This is a genomic window from Nocardiopsis sp. NPDC055879, from assembly GCF_053615935.1.
Genome location: NZ_JBSHCT010000001.1, coordinates 310210 through 331257, shown reverse-complemented (window position 1 = coordinate 331257; position 21048 = coordinate 310210). Strand labels below are relative to the sequence as shown.

General features: G+C 69.6%; 22 protein-coding genes. 10 read left to right on the top strand and 12 right to left on the bottom strand.

The genetic code is table 11. The features are described from left to right. The first annotated feature begins 80 nt into the window (after positions 1-80). The 4 genes from pucL to alc all read left to right on the top strand — a co-directional run bounded on the left by pucL (position 81) and on the right by alc (position 5058). Positions 81-977 (top strand): factor-independent urate hydroxylase, encoded by an 897-nt coding sequence (pucL, locus tag ACWGKS_RS01360; protein ID WP_358512123.1) that lies wholly within the window; start codon positions 81-83, stop codon positions 975-977. Between the two features lie 341 nt (positions 978-1318). Further along, positions 1319-2812: a nucleobase:cation symporter-2 family protein gene (locus tag ACWGKS_RS01355; RefSeq protein WP_452521446.1), complete on the top strand. Its 1494-nt coding sequence runs from the start codon at positions 1319-1321 to the stop codon at positions 2810-2812. Between the two features lie 91 nt (positions 2813-2903). Then, positions 2904-3842: a LysR family transcriptional regulator gene (locus ACWGKS_RS01350; RefSeq protein ID WP_358511990.1), complete on the top strand. Its 939-nt coding sequence runs from the start codon at positions 2904-2906 to the stop codon at positions 3840-3842. An 88-nt stretch (positions 3843-3930) separates the two neighbouring features. Next, positions 3931-5058, top strand: coding sequence for an allantoicase (gene alc / locus ACWGKS_RS01345; protein ID WP_452521444.1), 1128 nt, complete (start codon positions 3931-3933; stop codon positions 5056-5058). A gap of 99 nt (positions 5059-5157) precedes the next feature. On the opposite strand, the gene allB is transcribed toward alc, so the two are convergent. Together allB and ACWGKS_RS01335 are read right to left on the bottom strand one after the other, a co-directional pair. Further along, on the bottom strand, positions 5158-6504 hold the full coding sequence (gene allB / locus ACWGKS_RS01340; RefSeq protein ID WP_452521442.1) for an allantoinase AllB: 1347 nt from the start codon (positions 6502-6504) through the stop codon (positions 5158-5160). Beyond that, positions 6501-7784: a DUF6986 family protein gene (locus tag ACWGKS_RS01335; protein WP_452521441.1), complete on the bottom strand. Its 1284-nt coding sequence runs from the start codon at positions 7782-7784 to the stop codon at positions 6501-6503. Before ACWGKS_RS01335 ends, allB begins: the two co-directional genes overlap by 4 nt. A gap of 244 nt (positions 7785-8028) precedes the next feature. Here ACWGKS_RS01335 and ACWGKS_RS01330 point away from each other — a divergent pair, with 244 nt between their 5' ends. After that, positions 8029-8811 (top strand): IclR family transcriptional regulator, encoded by a 783-nt coding sequence (locus ACWGKS_RS01330; protein ID WP_358512002.1) that lies wholly within the window; start codon positions 8029-8031, stop codon positions 8809-8811. Positions 8812-8893: 82 nt separating this feature from the next. Here ACWGKS_RS01330 and era read toward each other — a convergent pair whose 3' ends face one another. The 6 genes from era to ACWGKS_RS01300 all read right to left on the bottom strand — a co-directional run bounded on the left by era (position 8894) and on the right by ACWGKS_RS01300 (position 13897). After that, a complete protein-coding gene (gene era, locus ACWGKS_RS01325) occupies positions 8894-9862 on the bottom strand; it encodes a GTPase Era (RefSeq protein WP_358512005.1) in 969 nt (322 codons plus the stop codon). A 9-nt stretch (positions 9863-9871) separates the two neighbouring features. Next, positions 9872-10216 (bottom strand): cytidine deaminase, encoded by a 345-nt coding sequence (locus ACWGKS_RS01320; protein WP_358512008.1) that lies wholly within the window; start codon positions 10214-10216, stop codon positions 9872-9874. Continuing rightward, the gene (locus ACWGKS_RS01315) at positions 10213-11604 is read right to left on the bottom strand and encodes a hemolysin family protein (protein ID WP_358512010.1); all 1392 of its coding nucleotides are present in this window, start codon (positions 11602-11604) and stop codon (positions 10213-10215) included. The genes ACWGKS_RS01320 and ACWGKS_RS01315 overlap by 4 nt, the downstream gene beginning before the upstream one ends. Then, positions 11601-12098 carry an rRNA maturation RNase YbeY gene (gene ybeY, locus ACWGKS_RS01310; protein ID WP_304077739.1) on the bottom strand — a complete coding sequence of 166 codons (498 nt, stop codon included), beginning with the start codon at positions 12096-12098 and terminating at the stop codon, positions 11601-11603. Before ybeY ends, ACWGKS_RS01315 begins: the two co-directional genes overlap by 4 nt. A 137-nt stretch (positions 12099-12235) precedes the next feature. Further along, positions 12236-13330, bottom strand: coding sequence for a PhoH family protein (locus ACWGKS_RS01305; RefSeq protein ID WP_358512014.1), 1095 nt, complete (start codon positions 13328-13330; stop codon positions 12236-12238). 216 nt (positions 13331-13546) lie between these two features. Beyond that, on the bottom strand, positions 13547-13897 hold the full coding sequence (locus ACWGKS_RS01300; RefSeq protein WP_358512017.1) for a histidine triad nucleotide-binding protein: 351 nt from the start codon (positions 13895-13897) through the stop codon (positions 13547-13549). 341 nt (positions 13898-14238) lie between these two features. On the opposite strand from ACWGKS_RS01300, the gene ACWGKS_RS01295 reads away from it, so the two are divergent. Next, entirely contained in the window at positions 14239-14769 is a 531-nt protein-coding gene (locus ACWGKS_RS01295) for a SigE family RNA polymerase sigma factor (RefSeq protein WP_358512126.1), read from the top strand. Then, the gene (locus ACWGKS_RS01290; RefSeq protein ID WP_358512020.1) at positions 14766-15479 is read left to right on the top strand and encodes a hypothetical protein; all 714 of its coding nucleotides are present in this window, start codon (positions 14766-14768) and stop codon (positions 15477-15479) included. Before ACWGKS_RS01295 ends, ACWGKS_RS01290 begins: the two co-directional genes overlap by 4 nt. An 86-nt stretch (positions 15480-15565) precedes the next feature. On the opposite strand, the gene ACWGKS_RS01285 is transcribed toward ACWGKS_RS01290, so the two are convergent. The 3 genes from ACWGKS_RS01285 to hrcA are packed head-to-tail and all read right to left on the bottom strand — an operon-like array spanning position 15566 to position 18469. Further along, on the bottom strand, positions 15566-16303 hold the full coding sequence (locus ACWGKS_RS01285) for a 16S rRNA (uracil(1498)-N(3))-methyltransferase (RefSeq protein ID WP_358512023.1): 738 nt from the start codon (positions 16301-16303) through the stop codon (positions 15566-15568). Next, the gene (gene dnaJ / locus ACWGKS_RS01280) at positions 16300-17451 is read right to left on the bottom strand and encodes a molecular chaperone DnaJ (protein ID WP_358512026.1); all 1152 of its coding nucleotides are present in this window, start codon (positions 17449-17451) and stop codon (positions 16300-16302) included. The genes ACWGKS_RS01285 and dnaJ overlap by 4 nt, the downstream gene beginning before the upstream one ends. A 4-nt stretch (positions 17452-17455) precedes the next feature. After that, positions 17456-18469, bottom strand: a complete 1014-nt coding sequence (gene hrcA / locus ACWGKS_RS01275) for a heat-inducible transcriptional repressor HrcA (protein WP_067605768.1) — start codon at positions 18467-18469, stop codon at positions 17456-17458. A 177-nt stretch (positions 18470-18646) separates the two neighbouring features. Between hrcA and ACWGKS_RS01270 the strand changes: the two genes are divergently transcribed. Next, positions 18647-19486, top strand: a complete 840-nt coding sequence (locus ACWGKS_RS01270; RefSeq protein WP_452455886.1) for a DUF3097 domain-containing protein — start codon at positions 18647-18649, stop codon at positions 19484-19486. Between the two features lie 40 nt (positions 19487-19526). On the opposite strand, the gene ACWGKS_RS01265 is transcribed toward ACWGKS_RS01270, so the two are convergent. Beyond that, on the bottom strand, positions 19527-20024 hold the full coding sequence (locus ACWGKS_RS01265) for a hypothetical protein (protein WP_452521435.1): 498 nt from the start codon (positions 20022-20024) through the stop codon (positions 19527-19529). Here ACWGKS_RS01265 and ACWGKS_RS01260 point away from each other — a divergent pair. Both ACWGKS_RS01260 and ACWGKS_RS01255 read left to right on the top strand, forming a co-directional pair. Continuing rightward, positions 20013-20342, top strand: a complete 330-nt coding sequence (locus ACWGKS_RS01260; RefSeq protein WP_358512036.1) for a DUF4870 domain-containing protein — start codon at positions 20013-20015, stop codon at positions 20340-20342. The genes ACWGKS_RS01265 and ACWGKS_RS01260 overlap by 12 nt on opposite strands. Before the next feature lie 33 nt (positions 20343-20375). Then, positions 20376-21017, top strand: a complete 642-nt coding sequence (locus ACWGKS_RS01255; protein WP_358512039.1) for a DUF4870 domain-containing protein — start codon at positions 20376-20378, stop codon at positions 21015-21017. Positions 21018-21048 lie beyond the last annotated feature (31 nt).

The window sequence follows — 21048 nt, the reverse complement described above, 5'->3', positions numbered from 1 at the left end:
CCACAGCGGTCCTCCCTCATACGCACAGCGCGCACCGGCGCGAGCGATGAAACGAATCCACACGGATGGAGTTCACCCTGATGGGCATCAGGCTCGGAGACAACCAGTACGGCAAGGCCGAGGTCCGCCTCGTCCACATCAACCGCGACACCGACGTCCACCGGATCAAGGACGTCAACGTCACCTCCCAGCTCCGCGGAGACCTGGAGGAAGTCCACACCATCGGCGACAACGCCAAGTGCCTGCCGACCGACACCCAGAAGAACACCGTCTACGCCAAGGCCCGGGAGTGGGGCGGCGTCGGCGCGATCGAGGACTTCGCCCTTCGACTCGCGCGGCACTTCGTGGACGAGCACGACTACGTGTACGGCGCCCGGCAGGAGGTCCAGGAGTACTCCTGGGACCGCATCACCACCGCCAAGGGCCCGCACGACCACGCGTTCACCCGCCGTGGCGCCGAGACCCGCACCACCGTCGTCAACAAGGACGGGGACAAGGAGTGGGTGGTCTCCGGCTTCGAGGGCCTGACCGTCCTCAAGTCCACCGGCTCGGAGTTCCACAGCTACCCCAAGACCCGGTACACCACGCTGCCCGAGACCAACGACCGGATCCTCGCCACCGACGTCACCGCCCGCTGGCGCTACGTCGGCACCGAACACGACTTCGACAAGGTCTACGCCTCCGTCCGCGGCCTGTGCCTGGAGGCCTTCGCCGAGACGCACAGCCTCGCCCTGCAGCAGACGCTGTACGCGATGGGCAAGGCCGTCCTCGAAGCCCACCCGGAGATCGCCGAGATCCGCTTCTCCATGCCGAACAACCACAACTTCCTGGTGGATCTGTCCCCGTTCGGCCTGGACAACCCCAACGAGGTCTTCTTCGCCGCCGACCGTCCCTACGGCAAGATCGAGGCCGTCGTCGAGCGTGACGACGCCCCCGAGGCAGGCGACGCCTGGAAGGCCGTCCCGGGCTTCATCTAGTACCACGTCGAGGGACCACGTCCCCATGATCGCGACGTGCGGAGCCGAGGCGGCACCGTCTCGGCTCCGACCTCGACAGGACTCCCGTTCTCCGGGGCCCGCATGTGCGGCCGGGCCCCGGTCCCTCGTCGGCGTACCCCGCGACCGGTTCATGCTCCCGTCCGCTCCGCCGACCTGAGGGCACCATCCGAGGACCACCTCGCCTGGCCCACGCTCCAATGGGCCCCGCCGGCCTCAGGCGTACCCGAAATCGGTCCGCCGGGCCGTAGCGACACCACGGATCCCCCGCATCCGCAATCAGGTCTTCCACGACCGCCGATCGCAAAGGCTGGAAACTGGCCATGTCGAACAGTCCGTCCGCGAAGGACTCGGCCACAACGAACGCCACGACCCCCGATCGTCCGGAGGACGAGAAGCTGCCCGTCCGGCTCCTCCTCGTCTACGGGCTCCAGCACATCCTCACCATGTACGCCGGTGCGGTGGCACCGGCCCTCGTCATCGGCAGCGCCGCTGGACTCGCGAACGACCCCGCGGCCATGGGAATCCTCGTCAGCGGCGCGCTCCTGATGGCGGGTATCGCCACGCTCCTGCAAACCGTCGGACACCGGAAGGTCGGCGCGCAGATGCCGATCGTGGTGGCCTGTTCGTTCGTCCCCGTCAGCGCCATCGCCACCCTGGCCGCCGGGCAGGACGGGGAGAACATGCCCGTCGCCCTCGGCGCGTCCATGGCCGCCGGCGTGTTCGCGCTGCTACTGACGCCCTTCTTCGGTCAGCTCATCCGCTTCTTCCCCCCGATCGTGACCGGCACGATCATCACCGTCATCGGCATCAGCCTCATGCCGGTGGCCGCCGGTTGGATCATGGACGACACCACCACGGTCCTCGACGACGGCTCCACGGTTCCGGCCGCCCCCATGGCCAACCTCGCCCTGGCCGGGGTGACCCTCGCGGTCATCCTGATCGGTTCCCGCGTGTTCCCCGGCATCTGGGGACGTCTGTCCATCCTCTTCGGCCTGGTCGTCGGCACCCTCATCGCCATCCCCTTCGGCATGGCCGACTTCAGCCGCGTGGGCGAGGCGGACATCGTGTTCAACCCGACCTCGGTGTTCTACTTCGGCGCCCCCGAGTTCGAGGTCGCCGCGATCGCCACGATGTGCGTGATCATGCTGGTGGTGCTCACCGAGGGCGCCTCGCACATCATCGCGGTCGGCGAGATCACCGGTTCCAAGGTCGACGCCAAGCGCATCTCCGCCGGTCTGCGCGCCGACGTGAGCGGCTCCATCATCGGACCGATCTTCAACACCACCCCCACCAGCTCCTTCGCGCAGAACATCGGGTTGCTGGCCCTGACCGGCATCCGCAGCCGTTACGTGGTGGCCACCGGCGCCGGCATCCTGCTGCTGCTGGGCATGTTCCCGATCCTGGGCGGGGTCATGGCGGCCCTGCCGACCCCGGTCCTGGGAGGGGCGGGCCTGGTCCTGTTCGGCACCGTGGCCGCCAGCGGCGTCAAGACCCTGACCAAGGTGGACTTCACCAACAACCTCAACCTGATCCTGGTGGCCACCTCCATCGGTGTCGCCATCATCCCCCTGGCCTACCCGACCTTCTACTCCTTCCTCCCCGAGGCCGTCGAGATGATCGCGCACTCGGGCATCATCGGGGCGGCGATCGTGTCGATCCTGTTGAACATCTGCTTCAACGTGATCGGACGACCGGCCTCCGGCCCGCCCTCCGACATCGACCGGGAGGACATCGGCAGCGCCGGTCCGGGCGAGGCCAAGTACTCCGACCACGCCGGGCACGCCTACCGCGACGGCACGACCGACCCGGTCTGATCGACGACCCTCCGGGGCGGGCGCACGGGGATCGTGCGCCCGCCCCTCTCTCGTTCCACGGATCCGATTCCGTTCAGCGAAGGTGAATGGTATGCCTGTGAAGGTGACCGACTGGGACCTGCGCAAGCTTCGTGTACTCCGCACCCTCCACGAACGCGGAACCGTCCGGGAGACCGCCGAGGCGCTGTCCATGACACCCTCCGCCGTCTCCCAACAGCTGTCATCGCTGTCCCGACAGGTGGGGGTGGCGCTGTTGGAGGCGCACGGGCGCCGCGTCCGACTGACCGACGCGGCACACGTGCTACTGCGCCACGCCGACGTGGTGCTGGCCCAGTTGGAGCGGGCCGAGGCCGAACTGGACGGATTCGTCCGGGGTGAGGCCGGCCGGGTGCGCGTGGGCGCGTTCGCCACCGCCATCCCGACCCTGGTGGTGCCGGCGTTGAGCGCCCTGCGCCGCACCCATCCGCACCTTCGTACACGGGTGCACCAGGCCGAAGCCGCCGAGGTGTACGAACTGCTCTCCGCCGGGGAAGTCGACATCGGCCTGTCCCTGGCCGCTCACGCCCCCGGTGACCAGGACGGACGCTACGAACGAGGCGAGTTGCTGACCGACCCCCTGGACGTGGCACTGCCCGCCGGGCACCGGCTGGCCGACGCCCCCGCGCCGCATCTGCGCGACCTGTCAGACGAACCGTGGATCTACGGCGCGTCCGGCCCCTGGCGCGACATCACGGTGGCCGCCTGCGCCCAGGCCGGCTTCGTACCCGAGCAGGGGCACGTGGCCTCGGACTGGCGGGCCATCCTCGACATGGTGGCGGCCGGACTGGGGGTGGCTCTCGTCCCACGACTGGCCGCGGCCGACGACGCGCCCGGGGTGGTGCTGCGGACCCCACGGTCGGACCGACCCCGCCGGCACGTGGTGTGGGCGGTTCGCGCGGGTTCGGGCCGACGCCCCCAGATCGACGCGGCCCTGCGCTCCCTTACACGGGTCGCCGAAGAACTACACAGCACAACCGTTCAGTACAAGTGAACGTATAGATCAAAAAGTTTCGCTGGAAGTTATCGGTCTCCCCTGCCAACCTGGATACGTCCCCACCCACCGACGTGACAGGAGAACCATGAGCGGGGCCCAGCCCTTCGATCCTCGTGACTACAACGCCCGGCCCTACGGCGGAGGTGACCCCTACGCCGACTACAAGAAGACCGAGCTCGACTTCTCCGGCCTGGTCGACCTCGCCGACCGACGTCTGGGCGGCGGCGTGCTCGCGGCCAACGACGAGTTCTTCGCCCAGCGCGAGAACCTCCTCAAACCCGAACCCGCCTCGTTCGACCCGCACGCCTTCGGGCACAAGGGCAAGGTCATGGACGGCTGGGAGACCCGGCGCCGCCGCGGCGTCAGCGCCGAACGGCCCCACCCCACCGCCGATGACCACGACTGGGCACTCGTCCGCCTGGCGCTGCCCGGCGTGATCAGCGCCCTGAACGTCGACACCGCGCACTTCCGAGGCAACCACCCCACCGAGATCGGTGTGGAGGCCGCCCAGGTGGAGGGCACACCCACCACCGAAGAGCTGCTCGCCGCCGACTGGACCGAGCTGGTGCCCCGCACCCCCGTGTACGGGCACGCCGCCAACGGCTTCGAGGTCACCTCGACCCGCCGCTGGACCCACCTGCGCCTCAAACAGTTCCCCGACGGCGGCGTGGCCCGCCTACGCGTGTACGGCGAACCCGTCGCCGACCCCGCCTGGCTGGCCGCGCAGGGCGCCTTCGACGTGGCCGCGCTGCTCAACGGCGGTACCGTCGAGGACGCCTCGGACCGGTTCTACTCGCCGCCGGAGAACATCATCGCCCCGGGGCGTTCGCACAAGATGGACGACGGCTGGGAGAACAGGCGCCGCCGCGACACCGGCAACGACTGGGTGCGCTTCCGGCTGACCGCCCAGGCCACCGTGCGCGCCCTGGAGGTGGACACCGCCTACCTCAAGGGCAACGCGGCCGGGTGGATCACCATCAAGGGCCGTGACGCCCGCGGCACCGACCCGGACGCCTGGTTCGAGATCGTCGGCCGAACCCGCCTGGAACCCGACAGTCCGCACCGCTTCGTCCTGGACGCCCCGGTGACCGTGACCCACGTGCGCGTCGACGCGTTCCCGGACGGCGGCATGGCCCGCCTGCACGTCTTCGGCACCCTCACCGAGACCGGTGTGGCCGACCTGGAGTCCCGCTGGAAGGCCACCGGCTCCTGACCACTCGGTCCATCGATGAATCGATGAGGGGAGGGCCCCACCGTTCGTTTCGGTGGGGCCCTCCCTACGTCCGAGGACGGTCTTGCGACCCGAACACGCCTACCGGGTGATCATCCGCCCGTTCACGCTGTCCGCGGTGACCTCGACGCCGCGCAGCAACGTGCGACGCACGCGGCCCTTGAGTTCGGCGCCGTCGTAGGCACTGACCGGGTTGCGGTGGGCCAGCTCGCCCACGGACACCCGGAAGGACTCCTGCGGGGCGAACACGGCCAGGTCCGCCTGGGCGCCCACCTCGATGGCGCCCCTGCCCCGAACCCCGGCGACCCGGGCCGGCCCCTCCGACATCCACCGCACGACCTCGGCCAGCGGAACCCCGCGGCCGGCCGCCTCGGTCCACATCGCCGACAGACCCAGTTGGAGTCCCGAGACACCGCCCCAGGCGGTACCGAAGTCGCCGGTCTCCAGCTCCTTCAGATCCGGTGTGCTGGGCGAGTGGTCGCTGACCACACAGTCGATCAACCCGTCCCGCAGCGCCCGCCAGAGCAGGTCCCGGTTCGCGGAGTCCCGGATCGGCGGGCAGCACTTGTAGCTGGTGTCCCCCGCCGGGATCTCCTCGGCGACCAGGGTCAGGTAGTGCGGGCAGCTCTCCACCGTGAGCGGCACGCCCTCCCCCTTGGCCTGGGCGATCAGCGGCAACGCGGAGGCGCTGGACAGGTGCAGCACGTGCGCCCGCACCCCGGTACGGCGGGCGGTGTCGATGACCCGGGCGATCGCGGCGTGCTCGGCCTCGTCGGGACGCGAGGCCAGGAAGTCCGCGTACTCGCGCCCGGACGCGGCGGGCGCCGAGTCCAGCACCGTGGGGTCCTCGGCGTGCACGATCAGCCGACCGCCGAAGGCGTGGATGGCGGCGGCCGCCGTGTCCAGGTGTTCGGGGTCCAGGTGCCCGAACTCGTCCACTCCGGAGGGCGACAGGAACGATTTGAACCCGAACACCCCCTCCGCCCACAGGTCGGCCAGGGCGCCGGTGGTGTCGGGTCCGGTGTTCTCGGGAACGGCACCGCCCCAGAACCCCACGTCGACGGCGAGCTTGCCCTCCGCCGCCGCCTTCTTCGCCTTGAGGCCGGCGGTGGTGGTCGTGGGCGGCACGCTGTTGAGCGGCATGTCCACGATGGTGGTCACCCCGCCCAGGGCGGCGGCGCGGGTCGCGCTGGCGAACCCCTCCCACTCGGTACGCCCGGGCTCGTTGACGTGCACGTGACTGTCGACCAGTCCGGGCAACAGGACCTCGTCGTCGGCCGGTCGCAGCTCACGGCGGGCGCCGACGGCGTGGTCGGTCCCGGAGAGGACGTCGGTGATGCGCCCACCGTCCACCACCACGGTGACGGGGCGCTCCCCTTCGGGGGTGAGGGCGCGGTCGGCCCGCACCACGAGTTCGTGTTCGCTCATCCCTGCTCCTGTCCCACCCGGCGGGTGGCGAGGGCCTCGATGCCGGCGGCGTCGGTACCGCAGGCGTCGACGACCTCGGACTCCTCCAGGGCACCGCACCGCAGGCCGCGGGCCAGGACGGAGGCCAGCGCCTGGGCGGTGGCCGGTTCGTCCACGACGTTACCGGCGGCGTGGCCGAGGTAGGCCTGCAAGCGCGCCGCCGCGGGGGCGAAGGCCTCGCGGTAGAACGCGTAGGTGGCCAGGTAGCGGATGGGCAGCTGGTTGGGATGCAGGTCCCAGCCCTGGTAGAAGCCGCGCTCCAGGGAGCGCCGCACCAGCCCGGCGTGCAGACGCCACGCGGAGTGGACCTCCTCGGGGGTGCCGGCGGGCATGATGTTGCTGCCGCCGTCGGAGAGCCACACGCCGGTGCCGGCGGCGGCCACCTGCATGACGGACTTGGCGTGGTCGGCCACGGGGTGGGCCAGGCTCTGGTGCGCGGCGGTGATCCCGCAGGCCGCGCTGTAGTCGTAGGTGCCGTAGTGCAGGGCGGTGACGCGGCCCTGTCCGGCCTGGATCATCCGGGAGACCGCGACGGTGCCGTCGGGCAGCAGGATCGACTGGGGGGTCTCGATCTGCAGCTCGAAGCGAATCCGCCCCTGTGCCAGGTCCAGGTCCCTCTCCAGGCGTTCGCTCAGCCAGACCATGGCCTCGACCTGCTCCATCGAGGTGATCTTGGGCAGGGTGAGCACGAGGTTGTCGGGCAGGGATCCGTGTTCCTCCAGGAGGGTGCCCAGGAACATGCCCAGGGTGCGCACCCCGCGGTGTCGGCCGGCGGCCTCCATTCCCTTCATGCGGATGCCGAAGTAGGGCGTGGCCTCCCCCTTCGCCAGGTCCGACGCGAAGGCGCGGGCCACCTTGAGCACGTCCCGGTCCTCGGCCTCGTCGCCGGGGCTGCCGTAGCCGTCCTCGAAGTCGGCGCGCAGGTCCTCGATGGGTTCACGGGCGAGTTTGCCGCGGACCAGGGGCAGGGCGTCGGCGACGGCGGCCTCACCGATGCCGGTGGCCGCGGCCAGGTCGGCGGCCTTGGGGGCGAACTCGTCGAGCGCGGCCAGGGCCTTGGCGCCCCAGTCGGCGGCGAGAGCGGCCCCGACCTTGTCGGCGGGGACGTAGACGCTGTGGATCGGCTGGCGGCCGCCCTGATCGCCCGGGTACTCACGGTCCAGGCGGGCGTCGGCCTCGGCGAGCCGGGAGTCGAGTTCGGTGGCCAGGCCGCTCAGGCCGGGTGGGGTGTCACTCGCCACGTGGGGTGTCCTCCTCCGTCTGCGTCACCGGTCTCCACTCGAAGACCGGTCAAGTTTTCTACATGCGGATACTAACTTTTGCAATTCGGAAGAACAAGAGCTCTCGGGCGGCGAAAATCCGTCGCCGAGAGCTTCCCCGCGTGACCGAGAGCGAAAGACACCTTTCGTATTGCAGAATGAGAGCGTGACCGTAGCGGCCCTCAGCATGGGAGCACGACCCTTGTCAGCCTCACAGACCCCCCCTATGGACCAACCCCGCCCCGCCGCGGAGACGGCCCGTCGCCCCGGTGGCGTACAGTCCCTCGACCGTGCCTTCTCCCTGTTGGAGATCATGGCCGAGGCGGGTGGCGAGGCCTCACTGAGTCAACTCGCCGACTCCTCCGGGCTCCCCCTGCCCACCATCCACCGCATCATCCGCACGTTGGTCGGCAACGGCTACGTCCGCCAACTCCCGTCCCGCCGATACGCCCTGGGCCCGCGCCTGATCGGGCTCGGCGACAAGGCCGCCCAGATGCTCGGCACGTGGGCCCGACCCCACCTGGCCCAGCTCGTCGATGACCTCGGGGAGACCGCCAACCTCGCCATGCTCGACGGCGACAAGGTCATCTACGTGGCGCAGGTCCCCTCGCCGCACGCGATGCGCATGTTCACCGAGGTGGGCCGGCGCGTCCTGCCGCACTCGGCGGGTGTGGGCAAGGCCCTGCTGTCCCAGCTGAGCGACGAGGAGGCGCTGGCCACCGTACGGCGCACCGGCATGCCCGCCGCCACCGAACGCACCATCACCGACCCGGACGCCTTCCTGACCGAACTCCACCGCATCCGGGAGGCCGGCTACGCCATCGACGACGGCGAACAGGAGATCGGCGTGCGCTGCGTGGCCGTCCCCGTCAAGGACGCCCCCTCGGGCATGGCCGTCTCCATCTCCGGACCGGAGGCCCGCGTGAGCTGGAAGTTCGTCGACCGGGCCGCACCCATCGTGCGAAGCGCGGCCACGCTCCTGGCCACCGACCTCAACAACCAGTCCTGAGGCACCCATGACGAGGGGCCCTGACCGTTTTCGGTCAGGGCCCCTCGTCATGCTCACAAGTGCCGGCGGAGACCCAAAATGACTAAGTCTGTTGGTCGAATCCCAGCTTGCGCAGCTGCTTGGGGTCACGCTGCCAGTCCTTGGCCACACGCACCCGCAGATCCAGGAAGACCCGCTGCCCCAGCAGACCCTCGATCTGCTTACGGGCCCGCGAACCCACGTCCCGCAGCCGCGAACCCTTGGAGCCGATCACGATCGCCTTCTGGCTGGAGCGCTCCACGTACAAGGACGCGTAGATGTCCACCAGTTCCTTGCCGGGCTTGGTGTTCTCACGCTCGAACATCTCGTCCACCACCACCGCGATGGAGTGCGGCAGCTCGTCGCGCACACCCTCCAGGGCCGCCTCGCGCACCAGCTCGGCCACGAGCATCTCGTCGGGCTCGTCGGTGAGGTCGCCATCGGGGTACAGCGGCGGCCCCTCCGGCAAGTGCGAGCAGAGCACCTCGGCGGCGGTATCAAGCTGGAAACCACTCTGCGCGGACACCGGCACGATGTCGGCCCAGTCGCCCAGCTCGTTCACGGCCATCAGGTGTTCGCCGAGCGCGCTCTTGTCGACCAGGTCGGCCTTGGTCACCATCGCCACCACGGGGGTGTTTCGCTGGGCGGCCAGTTCCTTGGCGATGTAGGTGTCGCCGCGGCCGATCGGTTCGTTGGCCGGCAGGCAGAACACGATCACGTCCACCTCGACCAGCGTGGACCGCACCAGGGAGTCCAACCGCTCCCCCAACAGGGTGCGGGGTTTGTGCAGTCCGGGGGTGTCCACGATGATCAGCTGCGCTTCGGGGCGGTGCACGATCCCGCGCACCGTCCGCCGCGTGGTCTGGGGACGATTGCTGGTGATCGCCACCTTCTGCCCGACCAGCGCGTTCATCAGGGTGGACTTGCCGACGTTGGGTCGGCCCACGAAGCACGCGAAACCGCTGCGGAAACCCTCCGGATAGGTGGGGAGTTCGAGCGGAACACGGAGCTTCTCGAGGTCGAGATCGTTCATGGGTCCTTCTCAGCGCCGGGTGATGCTCGCGGGCACCCCGTCAGGGGCGGCGATCACCAACACCTGGGTCTTCAGGTCGTCCGCCACAGCGCGGTCGTCCTCGGTCAGCTCCTTGGCCTCGGTGACGACCACCGCGGCCTCCAGGGCGGAGGCCTCGCTGGAGACCGCCGCGGCCACGGCGGCCTGGAGCGCGGACAGGCGCAACGAGCTCAACGACACCGTCGTGGCCACGTACGTTCGGCCGGTCTCATCGCGCACCGCGGCGCCCTCGGCGGTCGCGTTGCGTGCCCGGGAGGCGCGCGCGAGCGTGATGAGCTTGGTGTCCTCGGGGTCGAGCCCCGTCGTGTCCGTCACTGGTCCATGCTCCTTACGTTCTCTTCCTTGCCCGCCTCGGGGCCGGAGTCCTCCTCCGGCAGCCGTTCCACCAGGACGGTCGTCATCCGGTTGCGGCGGCTGCTCTTGCCCTCCAGCGTGAGCCTGAGTCCAGCGTATTCGGCCTGGGCCCCTCCGGCGGGGACCCGGCCCAGCACGAACGCGACGAGTCCGCCCACGGTCTCCACGTCCGACACCTCAAGGTCGAGTTCGGGGAAGAGTTCGGCGAGCTCGCCCAGCGGAAGACGGGCGGTCACCCGAACCCGGGATTCGTCCAGACGCTCCACCGGCGGGATCTCGTGGTCGTACTCGTCGGTGATCTCCCCGACGATCTCCTCCACGATGTCCTCGATGGTGACCAGCCCGGCGGTCCCGCCGTACTCGTCGATGGCCACGGCCACGTGGTTGCGCTGCTTCTGCATCTCGCGCAGCAACTCGTCGATCGGCTTGGTGTCGGGGACGTAGGTGGCCTGACGCATCACGTCGCCCGCGGTCAGCGGAACGTCGTCGGCACCGCCCGCGGCGGCCGCCCAACGGTCGCGCAGCCGCTCCACCAGGTCCTTGAGGTAGACGATGCCGACGACGTCGTCCTCGTCCTCACCCGTGACCGGGATGCGCGAGTAGCCACTGCCCAAGGCGAGGGTGAGCACCGCGTCGGCGTCGGCCTCGCGCGCGGTGAAGACGATGTCGGGCCGGGGCACCATCACCTCGCGCACGGAGGTGTCGTCGAGCTTGAACACGGAGTGGATCATCTGCCGTTCCTCGGCGTCGATGACCTCACCCCGTTCGGCCAGGTCCACCAACTGCCGCAGTTCGGTCTCGGTACTGAAGGGTCCCTCTCGGTCGCCCTTGCCGCGCGGGGTGAGCGCCCGGCCCGCCCCCACCAGCAGCCGGGCCAGGGGACCCAGCACGACCTGTACCGGGTGGATGATCGCGGCACTGAACCTGGCGACGGGTCCGGCGAACTGCCGGCCGAGGATACGCGGGGTGACGGCGATCAGGACGCACTCCACCACGATCATCACGACGGCGGTCAGGATGATCGCGGGCCAGCCGATGCCCAGCAGGAACACCATGCCGATCCCGGCGGCCAGGACGGCGCACACCTCGCACACCACACGCAGGAACAGCAGCATGTTGAGGTGCGCGGTGGGGTCCGCGGCCACCCGTTCCCAGGCGGGACTCGCCTTGACCGCCCGCTCGCCGTAGGTCGCCTCCATACCGACCGCCACCACGCGGGTGACGGCGACCTCGGCGGCCACGAGAAGTCCGGCCAGCGCTGTCAGCACCAGCGCGACGACCAGGGCCAGCGCCCATTCCCAGGGTTCCCCGGTGCTCACCGGTGCCAGATCGGGCCAAAGCGCGCTCATCGTGCGGTCTCGTCCCCTTCGAGCTCTTCCTTCCGCGCGGCCTCACGCTCGCGCCAGGAGGCCAGGATCTCACCCTGGAGCCCGAACATCTCCTTGTGTTCGTCGGGCTCGGCGTGGTCGTAACCGAGCAGGTGCAGGATGCCGTGGGTGCACAGCAGGTCGATCTCGGCCTCGGTGCCGTGTCCGGCCTCCTCACCCTGGCGTTCGGCGACCTGCGGGCAGATGATCACGTCACCGAGCACGCCGGGGTCGCTGGTGCGGCCGGGGCCACCGGGACGCAGTTCGTCCATGGGGAAGGAGAGCACGTCCGTGGGTCCGGGCTCGTCCATCCAGCGCACGTGCAGGTCGGTCATCGGCCCTTCGTCCACCAGCACGACGGAGAGTTCGGCCAGCGGGTGGACGCGCATGGCGTCGAGCACGTGCCGGGCGAGGCGGGAGAGCCTCTCCTCGTCCATGCCGGAGACGCCGGACTCGTTGGCGACGTCGATACTCATCGAATGCGGGTGCCTCACTTGATCGGTGGTGGTCGGCGGGGCGACCCGCCGGGCGTTCTCGCGACAACGCCGTATCCGACAGCGGTGGGCCCGCGCGTTCGGCGGACCCACCGGCCGGTGTCACTACGTACTCTTCCTCAGTCTGCCCGCTCCGGGCCGTCCCCGGAGACGTCCTCTCCCCGGGTGTCGCCCGCGGGTCGGCGCCCGCGACGGGGCCGCGACCCACCCGCGTCGCCGCCGCGCCCGCTCTGAGCGGCGTCGTAGCGGCCGTAGGCGTCGACGATCTGCCCCACGAGCTTGTGCCTGACGACGTCCTCACTGGTCAGCCGGCAGAAGGCGATGTCGTCGATATCACGCAGGATGTTCTCGATGGTGCGCAGCCCGCTGGTCTGTCCACCGGGCAGGTCCACCTGGGTGACGTCACCGGTGACCACGATCTTGGACCCGAAGCCCAAACGCGTGAGGAACATCTTCATCTGCTCCGGCGAGGTGTTCTGCGCCTCGTCCAGGATGATGAAGGAGTCATTGAGGGTCCGGCCACGCATGTACGCCAGGGGGGCGACCTCGATGGTGCCGGCGGCCATCAGCTTGGGGATGGAGTCCGGGTCGAGCATGTCGTGCAGGGCGTCGTAGAGCGGACGCAGGTAGGGGTCGATCTTGTCGTAGAGGGTGCCGGGCAGGAAGCCCAGGCGTTCACCGGCCTCGACCGCGGGGCGGGTGAGGATGATCCGGTTGACCTCCTTGTCCTGCAGGGCCTTGACCGCCTTGGCCATCGCCAGGTACGTCTTGCCGGTACCCGCCGGGCCGATGCCGAAGACCACGGTGCGCTGGTCGATGATGTCGACGTAGCGCTTCTGGTTCAGCGTCTTCGGGCGGATGGTCTTGCCCCGGTTGGACAGGATGTTGGTGGTGAGCACGTCCGCGGGGCGTTCGTCGCCCGGGGCGCCCAGCATGTGGATCATGCGCTCGATGGTGTCCGGGGTGACGTGCGTGCCGCTCTTGGCGAGTTCGATGAGCTCCTCCACGAGGCGGACCACGACGGCCGTCTCCTCGGGGTCTCCCTTGATCGTGAACTCGTTGCCGCGAACGTGGATGTCGCTGTCGAAGGCCCGCTCCAGCGCTCGGAGCAGTTCGTCACCCGAGCCGAGCAGGCTGATCATCGTGTGTTCGTCCGGCACCACGACCTTGACCTGACTGCCGGCGTCCGGGTGCGTGTGAGTTGAATCGGCCATGGTGTGGCCTTACGGCCGCTGTCCCTACCCTTCGGTCACAGACCCCTCGTCGGGGCCGGGTCCCGGGCCAGGCACCGCGGTCGACGGCGCCGTTCCGGCTCACCACGGGGGTTCGGTTCACCCGAAGTGGCCGGTGGGGCCCTGTGTTCGAGTCTACCAAGGCGGATCCGGCGGATTCGAGGAGTTTGTTCGCGCCCCACCGTCACTTCCGGCCACTCACCCGGGGGGCCAGTTGAGGCCACGACCTCCCAGGACGTGCGCGTGGAGGTGGAACACGGTCTGCCCGGCACCCGCGCCGGTGTTGAAGACGAGCCGGTATCCGGTCTCGTCGATGCCCTCGGCCACGGCGACCTCGTGGGCGTCCTGGACCAGGGCGTCCAGCAGGCCGGTGTCGTGGGCGGCCGCGGAGGCCGCGTCGGGGTGGTGGTCGCGCGGGATCACCAGGACGTGGGTTGGTGCCTGGGGGTTGATGTCACGGAAGGCCACCGTCCGCTCTCCCTCACGGACGATCTCCGCCGGCACCTCCCCCTCGACGATCTTGCAGAAAAGGCAGTCGGGGTCGGCCATCGCACACCTTCCATCATGGGACCCTCGCCGTGCGGCGGGGCCCGTACCCGGTTCGTCCGTGGACCATGATGCCGCAGTGGCCCGTAGGTCGCAGGGGACACAAGGAAGAGATGAACCCTCAACCTTTCCGGGATCGTACCGATCCCGGCTCCCCCCACGGGAGTGGGATACGGCACGATAGGCTTGGCGTCCGTGCGCGTCGAAGTGTCCATTCCACCTGCCCTTCGGCCGGATCCGGCGCGTTCGGACGGGATCGCACGACTACCTGGAAAAGAAGAGGTATGCCCTTTCGTAAACCCCGCGACAAGGGTGTGCGTCGAACAGACGTGACGACAGAAACCATGGTCGCCGGAGCCGGCACGGCGCCGCTCTCGGTCGAGTGGGACGCGGACCACGCCGTGACGGAGCTCTATCGAGAGCACTACCGTCCACTCGTTCGACTCGCCACCCTTCTCGTCCGGGACCACGCGACCGCCGAGGAGGTCGTCCAGGACGCCTTCGTGGCCATGCACGGAGCCTGGCGCCGGCTGCGAGACCCCAACAAGGCCCTCTCCTACCTGCGTCAAGCGGTGGTGAACAAGGCCAGGTCCGTCCTGCGTCACCGCGCCGTGGTCGAGAAGCACGCCCCCAAGGCCCTGCCGGACGCCCCCAGCGCCGAGCACGGGGCCATGAACCTGTTGGAACGCGAGGCCGTGATCCGCGCCCTGCGTAAACTTCCCACCCGCCAGCGAGAGGCCATCGTGCTCCGGTACTACGGTGACCTGTCCGAAGCACAGATCGCCGATGCCATGGGCATCAGCCGAGGCGCGGTCAAGAGCCACACCTCCCGTGGTGTTTCCGCGCTCCGCTCTGCACTGGAGCAGACCTCATGAGCAGCCCCAACGATCCGAACGAGATGGAGTTCGAGAACCGACTCCGGCAGGCCCTGCACGCCTCGGCCGACGAATTCACACCGTCGGCCGAGGGACTCAATCTGATCCGTGAGCGCACCGAACGCCGCCGTGGCGCGCTCTGGCTCGGTCTTCCCTGGCTACGCCCCGTCGCCGCGGTGGCGGGGGCCGTACTCATCGCCGGTTCGGTGATCATGTCGAACCCCCAAGTGCGCGACCAGGTGATGGAGATCGTGCCCGCCGGGGCGGACCGCGAGGACACCCCTCCCGCCGCCGGTGAGGAGCAGGGCGGTGACGCGTCCGCTTCGTCCACCGCGAGCGACTCCGCGACCGGGACCAGCCACCCCACCGAGAAGCCCGAGGAGGGTTCCGAGGCCTCCCCCTCTCCGGAGGACGAGGAGGACACGGAGGAGGAGGGCGTGGAGTCCACCTCCAGCTGCCCGCCCAAGGACGAGGTCACGCCCACGGCGACCGACTCCGAGCGGGACAAGGAGGAGCGGGACGCGGCTTCGGCCGATCCCGAGTGCGACCCGGAACAGGAGCCGACCGAGGAACCGACCGGTCCCGGCACGGACCCCGGCACCGCCCCGGAGGACGACCCCGAGGACGACGAGTCCCCCGGTGGCGGCACCCCCGGTAACGGGAACAACGGCGGCGGCGGTACCGAGGACGAGCTTCCCAGCGCCCAGTGACCCGGGTGGCATGAGGACTCCGGTGGTGTGACACCGAGAAAACGAGGAGGACCCGCGCCTACGGCGCGGGTCCTCCTCGTTTCGTTCTACCAGCGCCCGGTTCGGGCCTGGAGCAGTGACAGGGCCGCCACCCCCGCGGTGGAGGTGCGCAGGACCGAATCGCCCAGCAGCGCCCGGACGGCACCCGCCTCGTCGAACGCGGCGAGCTCCGCTTCGGACACTCCGCCCTCGGGCCCCACCACAAGTACGACCTCGGTGACGGAGTCCGGCAGCGGCAGTCGGGACAACCGTTCGGTCGCGTCCTCGTGCAGGACCACCGACAGGTCGGCCTCGGCCAGCAGCGCCGCCGCGCCCTTGCGGTCGACGGGTTCGGTGACCTCGGGCAGGCGCGCCCTGCGGGCCTGTTTGCCGGCCTCCCGGGCCACGGCCCGCCACTTGGCGAGGGCTTTGGCGCCCCGGTCGCCCTTCCACTGGGTGACGCACCGTTCCGCGGCCCAGGGAACGATGGTGTCGACCCCGACCTCGGTCATCGTCTCCACCGCGAGCTCCCCCCGGTCCCGTTTGGGCAGGGCCTGGAGCACGGTCAGACGGGGACGCGGCTCGGGTTCGTCGAGGCGTTCGAGAACCCGGCACAGGAGGGCTTCCTTGCCGAGGACCTCCACCACCTCGCACCGCGCCCGCGAGCCGAGACCGTCGGAGAGATCAACGGTCTCGCCCTCACGGACGCGTCGGACCGCGGCGGCGTGCCGCCCCTCGGGCCCGTCGAGCCGGATCCGGTCGGCGGCCAGGGCCGCGGTGTCGACCAGGAATACCGGTGGGGTCACTTGCCGGCGCCGAAGGCGTCACGGATCTTGGAGAAGAACCCGCCGTGGCCAGGGCTGAACCGGCCCGGGTTCTGGTCCTCCCCGCGCAGTTCGGCGAACTTGCGCAGCAGGACCTCCTGCTCCTCGTCGAGCTTGCTCGGCGTCTCCACGTCCACCCGGATGCGCAGGTCGCCCCGTCCACCACCGTCGAGGTGGCTGACGCCCTTGCCGGGAAGGGTGATGACGTGTCCGGAGTTGGTACCCGGGCGCAGGTCGATGTTCTCTGTGCCGTCGAGGGTGTCGAAGGCGAAGGAGGCGCCCAGCGCGGCCGCGGTCATCGGCACGGCGATGGTGCAGTGCAGGTCGTCACCGTGACGCTCGAAGGTCGGGTGCGACTTCTGGACGATCTCCAGGATGATGTCGCCGCGCGGTCCGCCGTTGGGGCCGACCTCGCCCTCTCCCGCGAGCTGGATGCGGGTGCCGTCGTCGACACCGGCGGGGATCTTGACGGTGCGGGTGACCTTCTCGCGGACCCGCCCCTCACCGGCGCAGTCACCGCAGGGGTTGGTGATGACCGAGCCCTGGCCCGAGCACTGCGGGCAAGGGCGCGAGGTCATGACCTGGCCCAGGAAGGAGCGCGTGACCTGGGATACCTCACCCTGGCCATGGCACATGTCGCAGGTGGTTCGCTGTGAACCGGCCGCCGTCCCCTCACCCTGGCAGGTGTCGCACAGGATGGCGGTGGGGAAGGTGATCTCCTTGCTGACGCCGAACGCGGTCTCGACCAGGTCCAGCTCGATGCGGATCTTGATGCTGCGTCCGCGCCGGACCCGCTCGCGCGGGCCCCGCCCACCGGGCTGGCCGCCGCCGAAGAAGGCGTTCATTATGTCGTCGAAGGCGAAGCCGCCCGCGCCACCGAAGCCGCCGGCGCCGCCACCGCCTCCGCCACCCGGGGCGAAGGGGTCGTGACCCATGTCGAACATCCGACGCTTGTTCTCGTCGGAGAGGACCTCGTAGGCCTGGGTCACCTCTTTGAAGCGATCCTGGGTCGCCGGGTCGGGGTTGACGTCCGGATGCAGCTCGCGCGCGAGCCGCCTGTACGCCTTCTTGATCTCGTCCTTGGACGCGTCGCGACGCACCCCGAGAACCTGGTAATAGTCTCTGGCCACTGAGTTACTGTCCTGCCAAAATCTGTCCGACATACCGAGCCACCGCACGGACGGCGCCCATCGTCCCCGGGTAGTCCATCCGGGTGGGTCCCACCACACCGATCTTGGCCAGCGACTGGTTTCCCACACCGTAGTCGGCCGAAACGATGGAGGTGGATCGAAGGCCCTCGTGGAAGTTCTCGGCGCCGATGCGCACCGTGAGCATCGAGGGGTCCTTCGCCTCACCCAGCAAACGGATGAGGACCATGTTCTCTTCCAGTGCTTCGAGCACGTCCCGCAGACTCGCCGCGAAGTCGACCGCGGCGAGGTTGGCGGTTCCCGCCAGTACGATCTTCTCCTCGTGTCGTTCGACGAGGCTCTCCAGCAGGACCGAGAGGACGGCGACCGCCACGGGCCGGTCCTCCGGGGCAACCTGCGCGGGGAGGTCGTCCACCGCGTCCGGTACGTCACCGAGGTGCTTCCCGGATATGGCGCGGTTGAGCATGTTGCGCAGATCGTCGACCACCTTCTCGTCGACGACGCCCAGACCGTCGATGACGCGCTGTTCGACCCGTCCGGTGTTGGTGATGACGACCATCATGATGCGTTGGCCGCCCAGGGGTACGAGTTCCACGTGCTGCACCGACGAACGGGTCAGCGACGGGTATTGGACGATCGCGACCTGACGGGTGAGCTGCGCGAGCAACCGCACCGTGCGGGCGACGATCTCGTCGAGGTCCACGGCACCGCCGAGGAAGGACTCGATGGCGCGGCGTTCGGCGGCCGAGAGCGGCTTGACCGAGGAGAGCCGGTCCACGAACAGGCGGTATCCCTTGTCCGTGGGCACTCGCCCCGCGCTGGTGTGCGGCTGGGCTATGTACCCGTCCTCCTCCAGCGCGACCATGTCGTTGCGGATGGTCGCCGGGGAGACACCGAGCGGGTGTCGGTCGGCCAACGACCTGGAACCGACGGGCTCGTTGGTGTTGACGAAATCCTCGACGACGGCACGCAGGACCGCGAGCTTGCGCTCATCCAGCAACTCGCCACCTCCTGGCACTCCGTGGTCCTCAGTGCTAATTCTATGCCCGACCGCAAACGCGTGTGGGTACCCGCCGGTAGTAACACGGGAGCGAGGCCGTCTTCTTCCCGACGGATCGGCGACGTGCGCCACCCGACCACGCGGTTCCTGAGCCTGTCACCAGTACACTGCGGCACCGTGGTTACCAATGGAACCGGCCGTTACGGCCGCGACGTTCTGGCCGGAGACCGGCGACTCCCCAAGAAGGGCACGGTGCCCGAGATCCCACTCGACCACGACCTGGTGGTCGAGGACGCCGACGAGACGTTCTGTGGGGCGGTGGTGGCCTGGGACAAGGCCACGGTGACCCTGGAGGACCGTGACGGTGGTCGCCGGGTGTTCGAGTTGGCACCCGCCGCGTTCCTGGTGGACGGGAGACCGGTGACGCTGGTGCGCCCCACCGCGAAGCCGAAGGGCCCGCTGCGCAGCGCCTCGGGATCGATCGCGGTGACCGGCGCGCGGGCGCGTACCGCGCGGGAGAGCCGTATCTACGTCGAGGGCGCGCACGACGCCGAGCTCGTGGAGAAGGTGTGGGGTCACGACCTGCGGGTGGAGGGCGTGGCCGTGGAGTTCTTGGAGGGTGTGGACGACCTGCCCGCGGTGGTGGCGGAGTTCGCCCCCGGGCCGGGGCGCCGGTTGGGTGTGCTGGTGGACCACCTGGTGCCCGGGTCCAAGGAGAGTCGTATCGCCGAGCGGGTGCGCGGCGAGGACGTGCTGGTGGTCGGGCACCCGTATGTGGACGTGTGGCAGGCGGTCCGGCCGGGCGCGGTCGGGATCGGGGCCTGGCCGCGGGTGCCGCGTGGACTCCCGTGGAAGGAGGGGGTCGTGGACGCCCTGGGGTGGCGGATGGAGACGGGTGAGGCATGGCGCCGCATCCTGGGGTCGGTGCGCGGCTATGGTGACCTCGAACCCTCCCTGTTGGGACGTGTCGAGGAGCTCATCGACTTCGTCACGGGCCCCCATCCCCTGGAAGACTAGGCTTGCGGGACCACCGGCCCCACCATTCGGGCACGTCCGATCAGCATCCCCGACAGCGGATCCAAGGAAGACCATGAGCGAGACTCCGTCGAATCCCCCGTCCCCGGACGAGCCGCAGGGGCAGCAACGGCCTCCGCTGCCGCCACAGGCGCCGCAGGCGCCCCCACAGCAGGGCGGGCCGGGGTACGGGCGGACGCCCGGGCCGCATCCGCAGCAGCCCCCGGGCGCCCGGCCCGGTCCCGGTCCCGGTCCCGGTCAGCAGTATCCGCCTCAGCAGCCGCAGCAGCAGGCCCAGATGCCGCAGCAGTACGCGCAGCGGCCACCCCAGCAGGGACAGCCGGGTTTCGCCCCGCCCGCATCCGCGCGACCCGCCGACCACGGGCAGCAGTACGCGCAGCAGCCGCAGGCGCCACAGCAGGGGTTCGCCCAGCAGCCCCAGCAGGTTCCCGGGCAGCAGCCCTACGTTCAGCAGGGGTACGCGCGGCAGCCCCAGCGGTCGAGCGGCGACGATGGCATCCTGGTCGCGATGTCGGCGCACCTGACCGGCTTCATGATCGCCTTCCTCGGCTGGATCCCGCCGCTGGCCATCTACTTCGCCAAGCGCAACACGTCGCCGTTCGTGCGGCACCACGCCGCCGAGGCCGCGAACTTCCAGATCACGATGCTGATCCCTTACGTGTTCGCGGGGGTTCTGTACGTTGGTCTGGGTATCTTCTTCGGGAACCTGGCGTGGATCGGTTCCCTTCTCATCGCCCTCGTATGGATCCTTTCCATCGTCTTCGGCGTCCTAGGGGCCTCAGGCGCGAACAAGGGGGCGTGGTACCGCTACCCGTTCAGCATCCGACTTCTCAAGTAGATACAGCTCTCGCACCGACAAGGAAACCGAGCCATGTCCTACCCCAACGGCCCATCTCCGGAGGATCCGTACTCCCAGCAGGGCGGCCAACCCGGTCAGCCCTCGGGCGGCTATCCCGCGCCCGACCAGGGCGGAGGATACCCGCCCCCGCCGCCCGGTCAGCCCGGCTATGGTCAGAGCGGCCCGCAGCAGCCCGGATATGACCAGGGTGGCCACCCGCAGCAGCCCGGCTACGGCCAGGGCGGTTACCCGCCGCCTCCCGGCTACGACCAGGGTGGTTACGCGCAGCAGGGCCAGTACGGCGGCTACGCCCCGCACCCCGGCATGCAGGGGTCCTCGGCGACCACCGGTCAGCCCAACCAGGACGAGCGCACCATGGGTCTGCTCAGTCACCTGAGCGGCATCCTGCTCAGCTTCCTCGGCCCGCTGATCTTCTTCCTGATCAAGAAGGACGAGTCCCCGTTCGTTCGCGACCAGGCCGCTCAGGCGCTGAACTTCCAGTTCATCCTGTTGATCGGCTACCTGATCTCGGCGGTGCTGTACATCATCTTCATCGGGGCCATCCTGCAGCTGGCCGTGTGGGTGTGCGCGGTCGTCTTCGGCATCCTCGGCGGCATCGCGGCCAACAAGGGCGAGTGGTACCGCTACCCGTTCAACGTCAGCTGGGTGAAGTAGTCTCCGGCCACGACCGGGGCTCGGCTTCGGC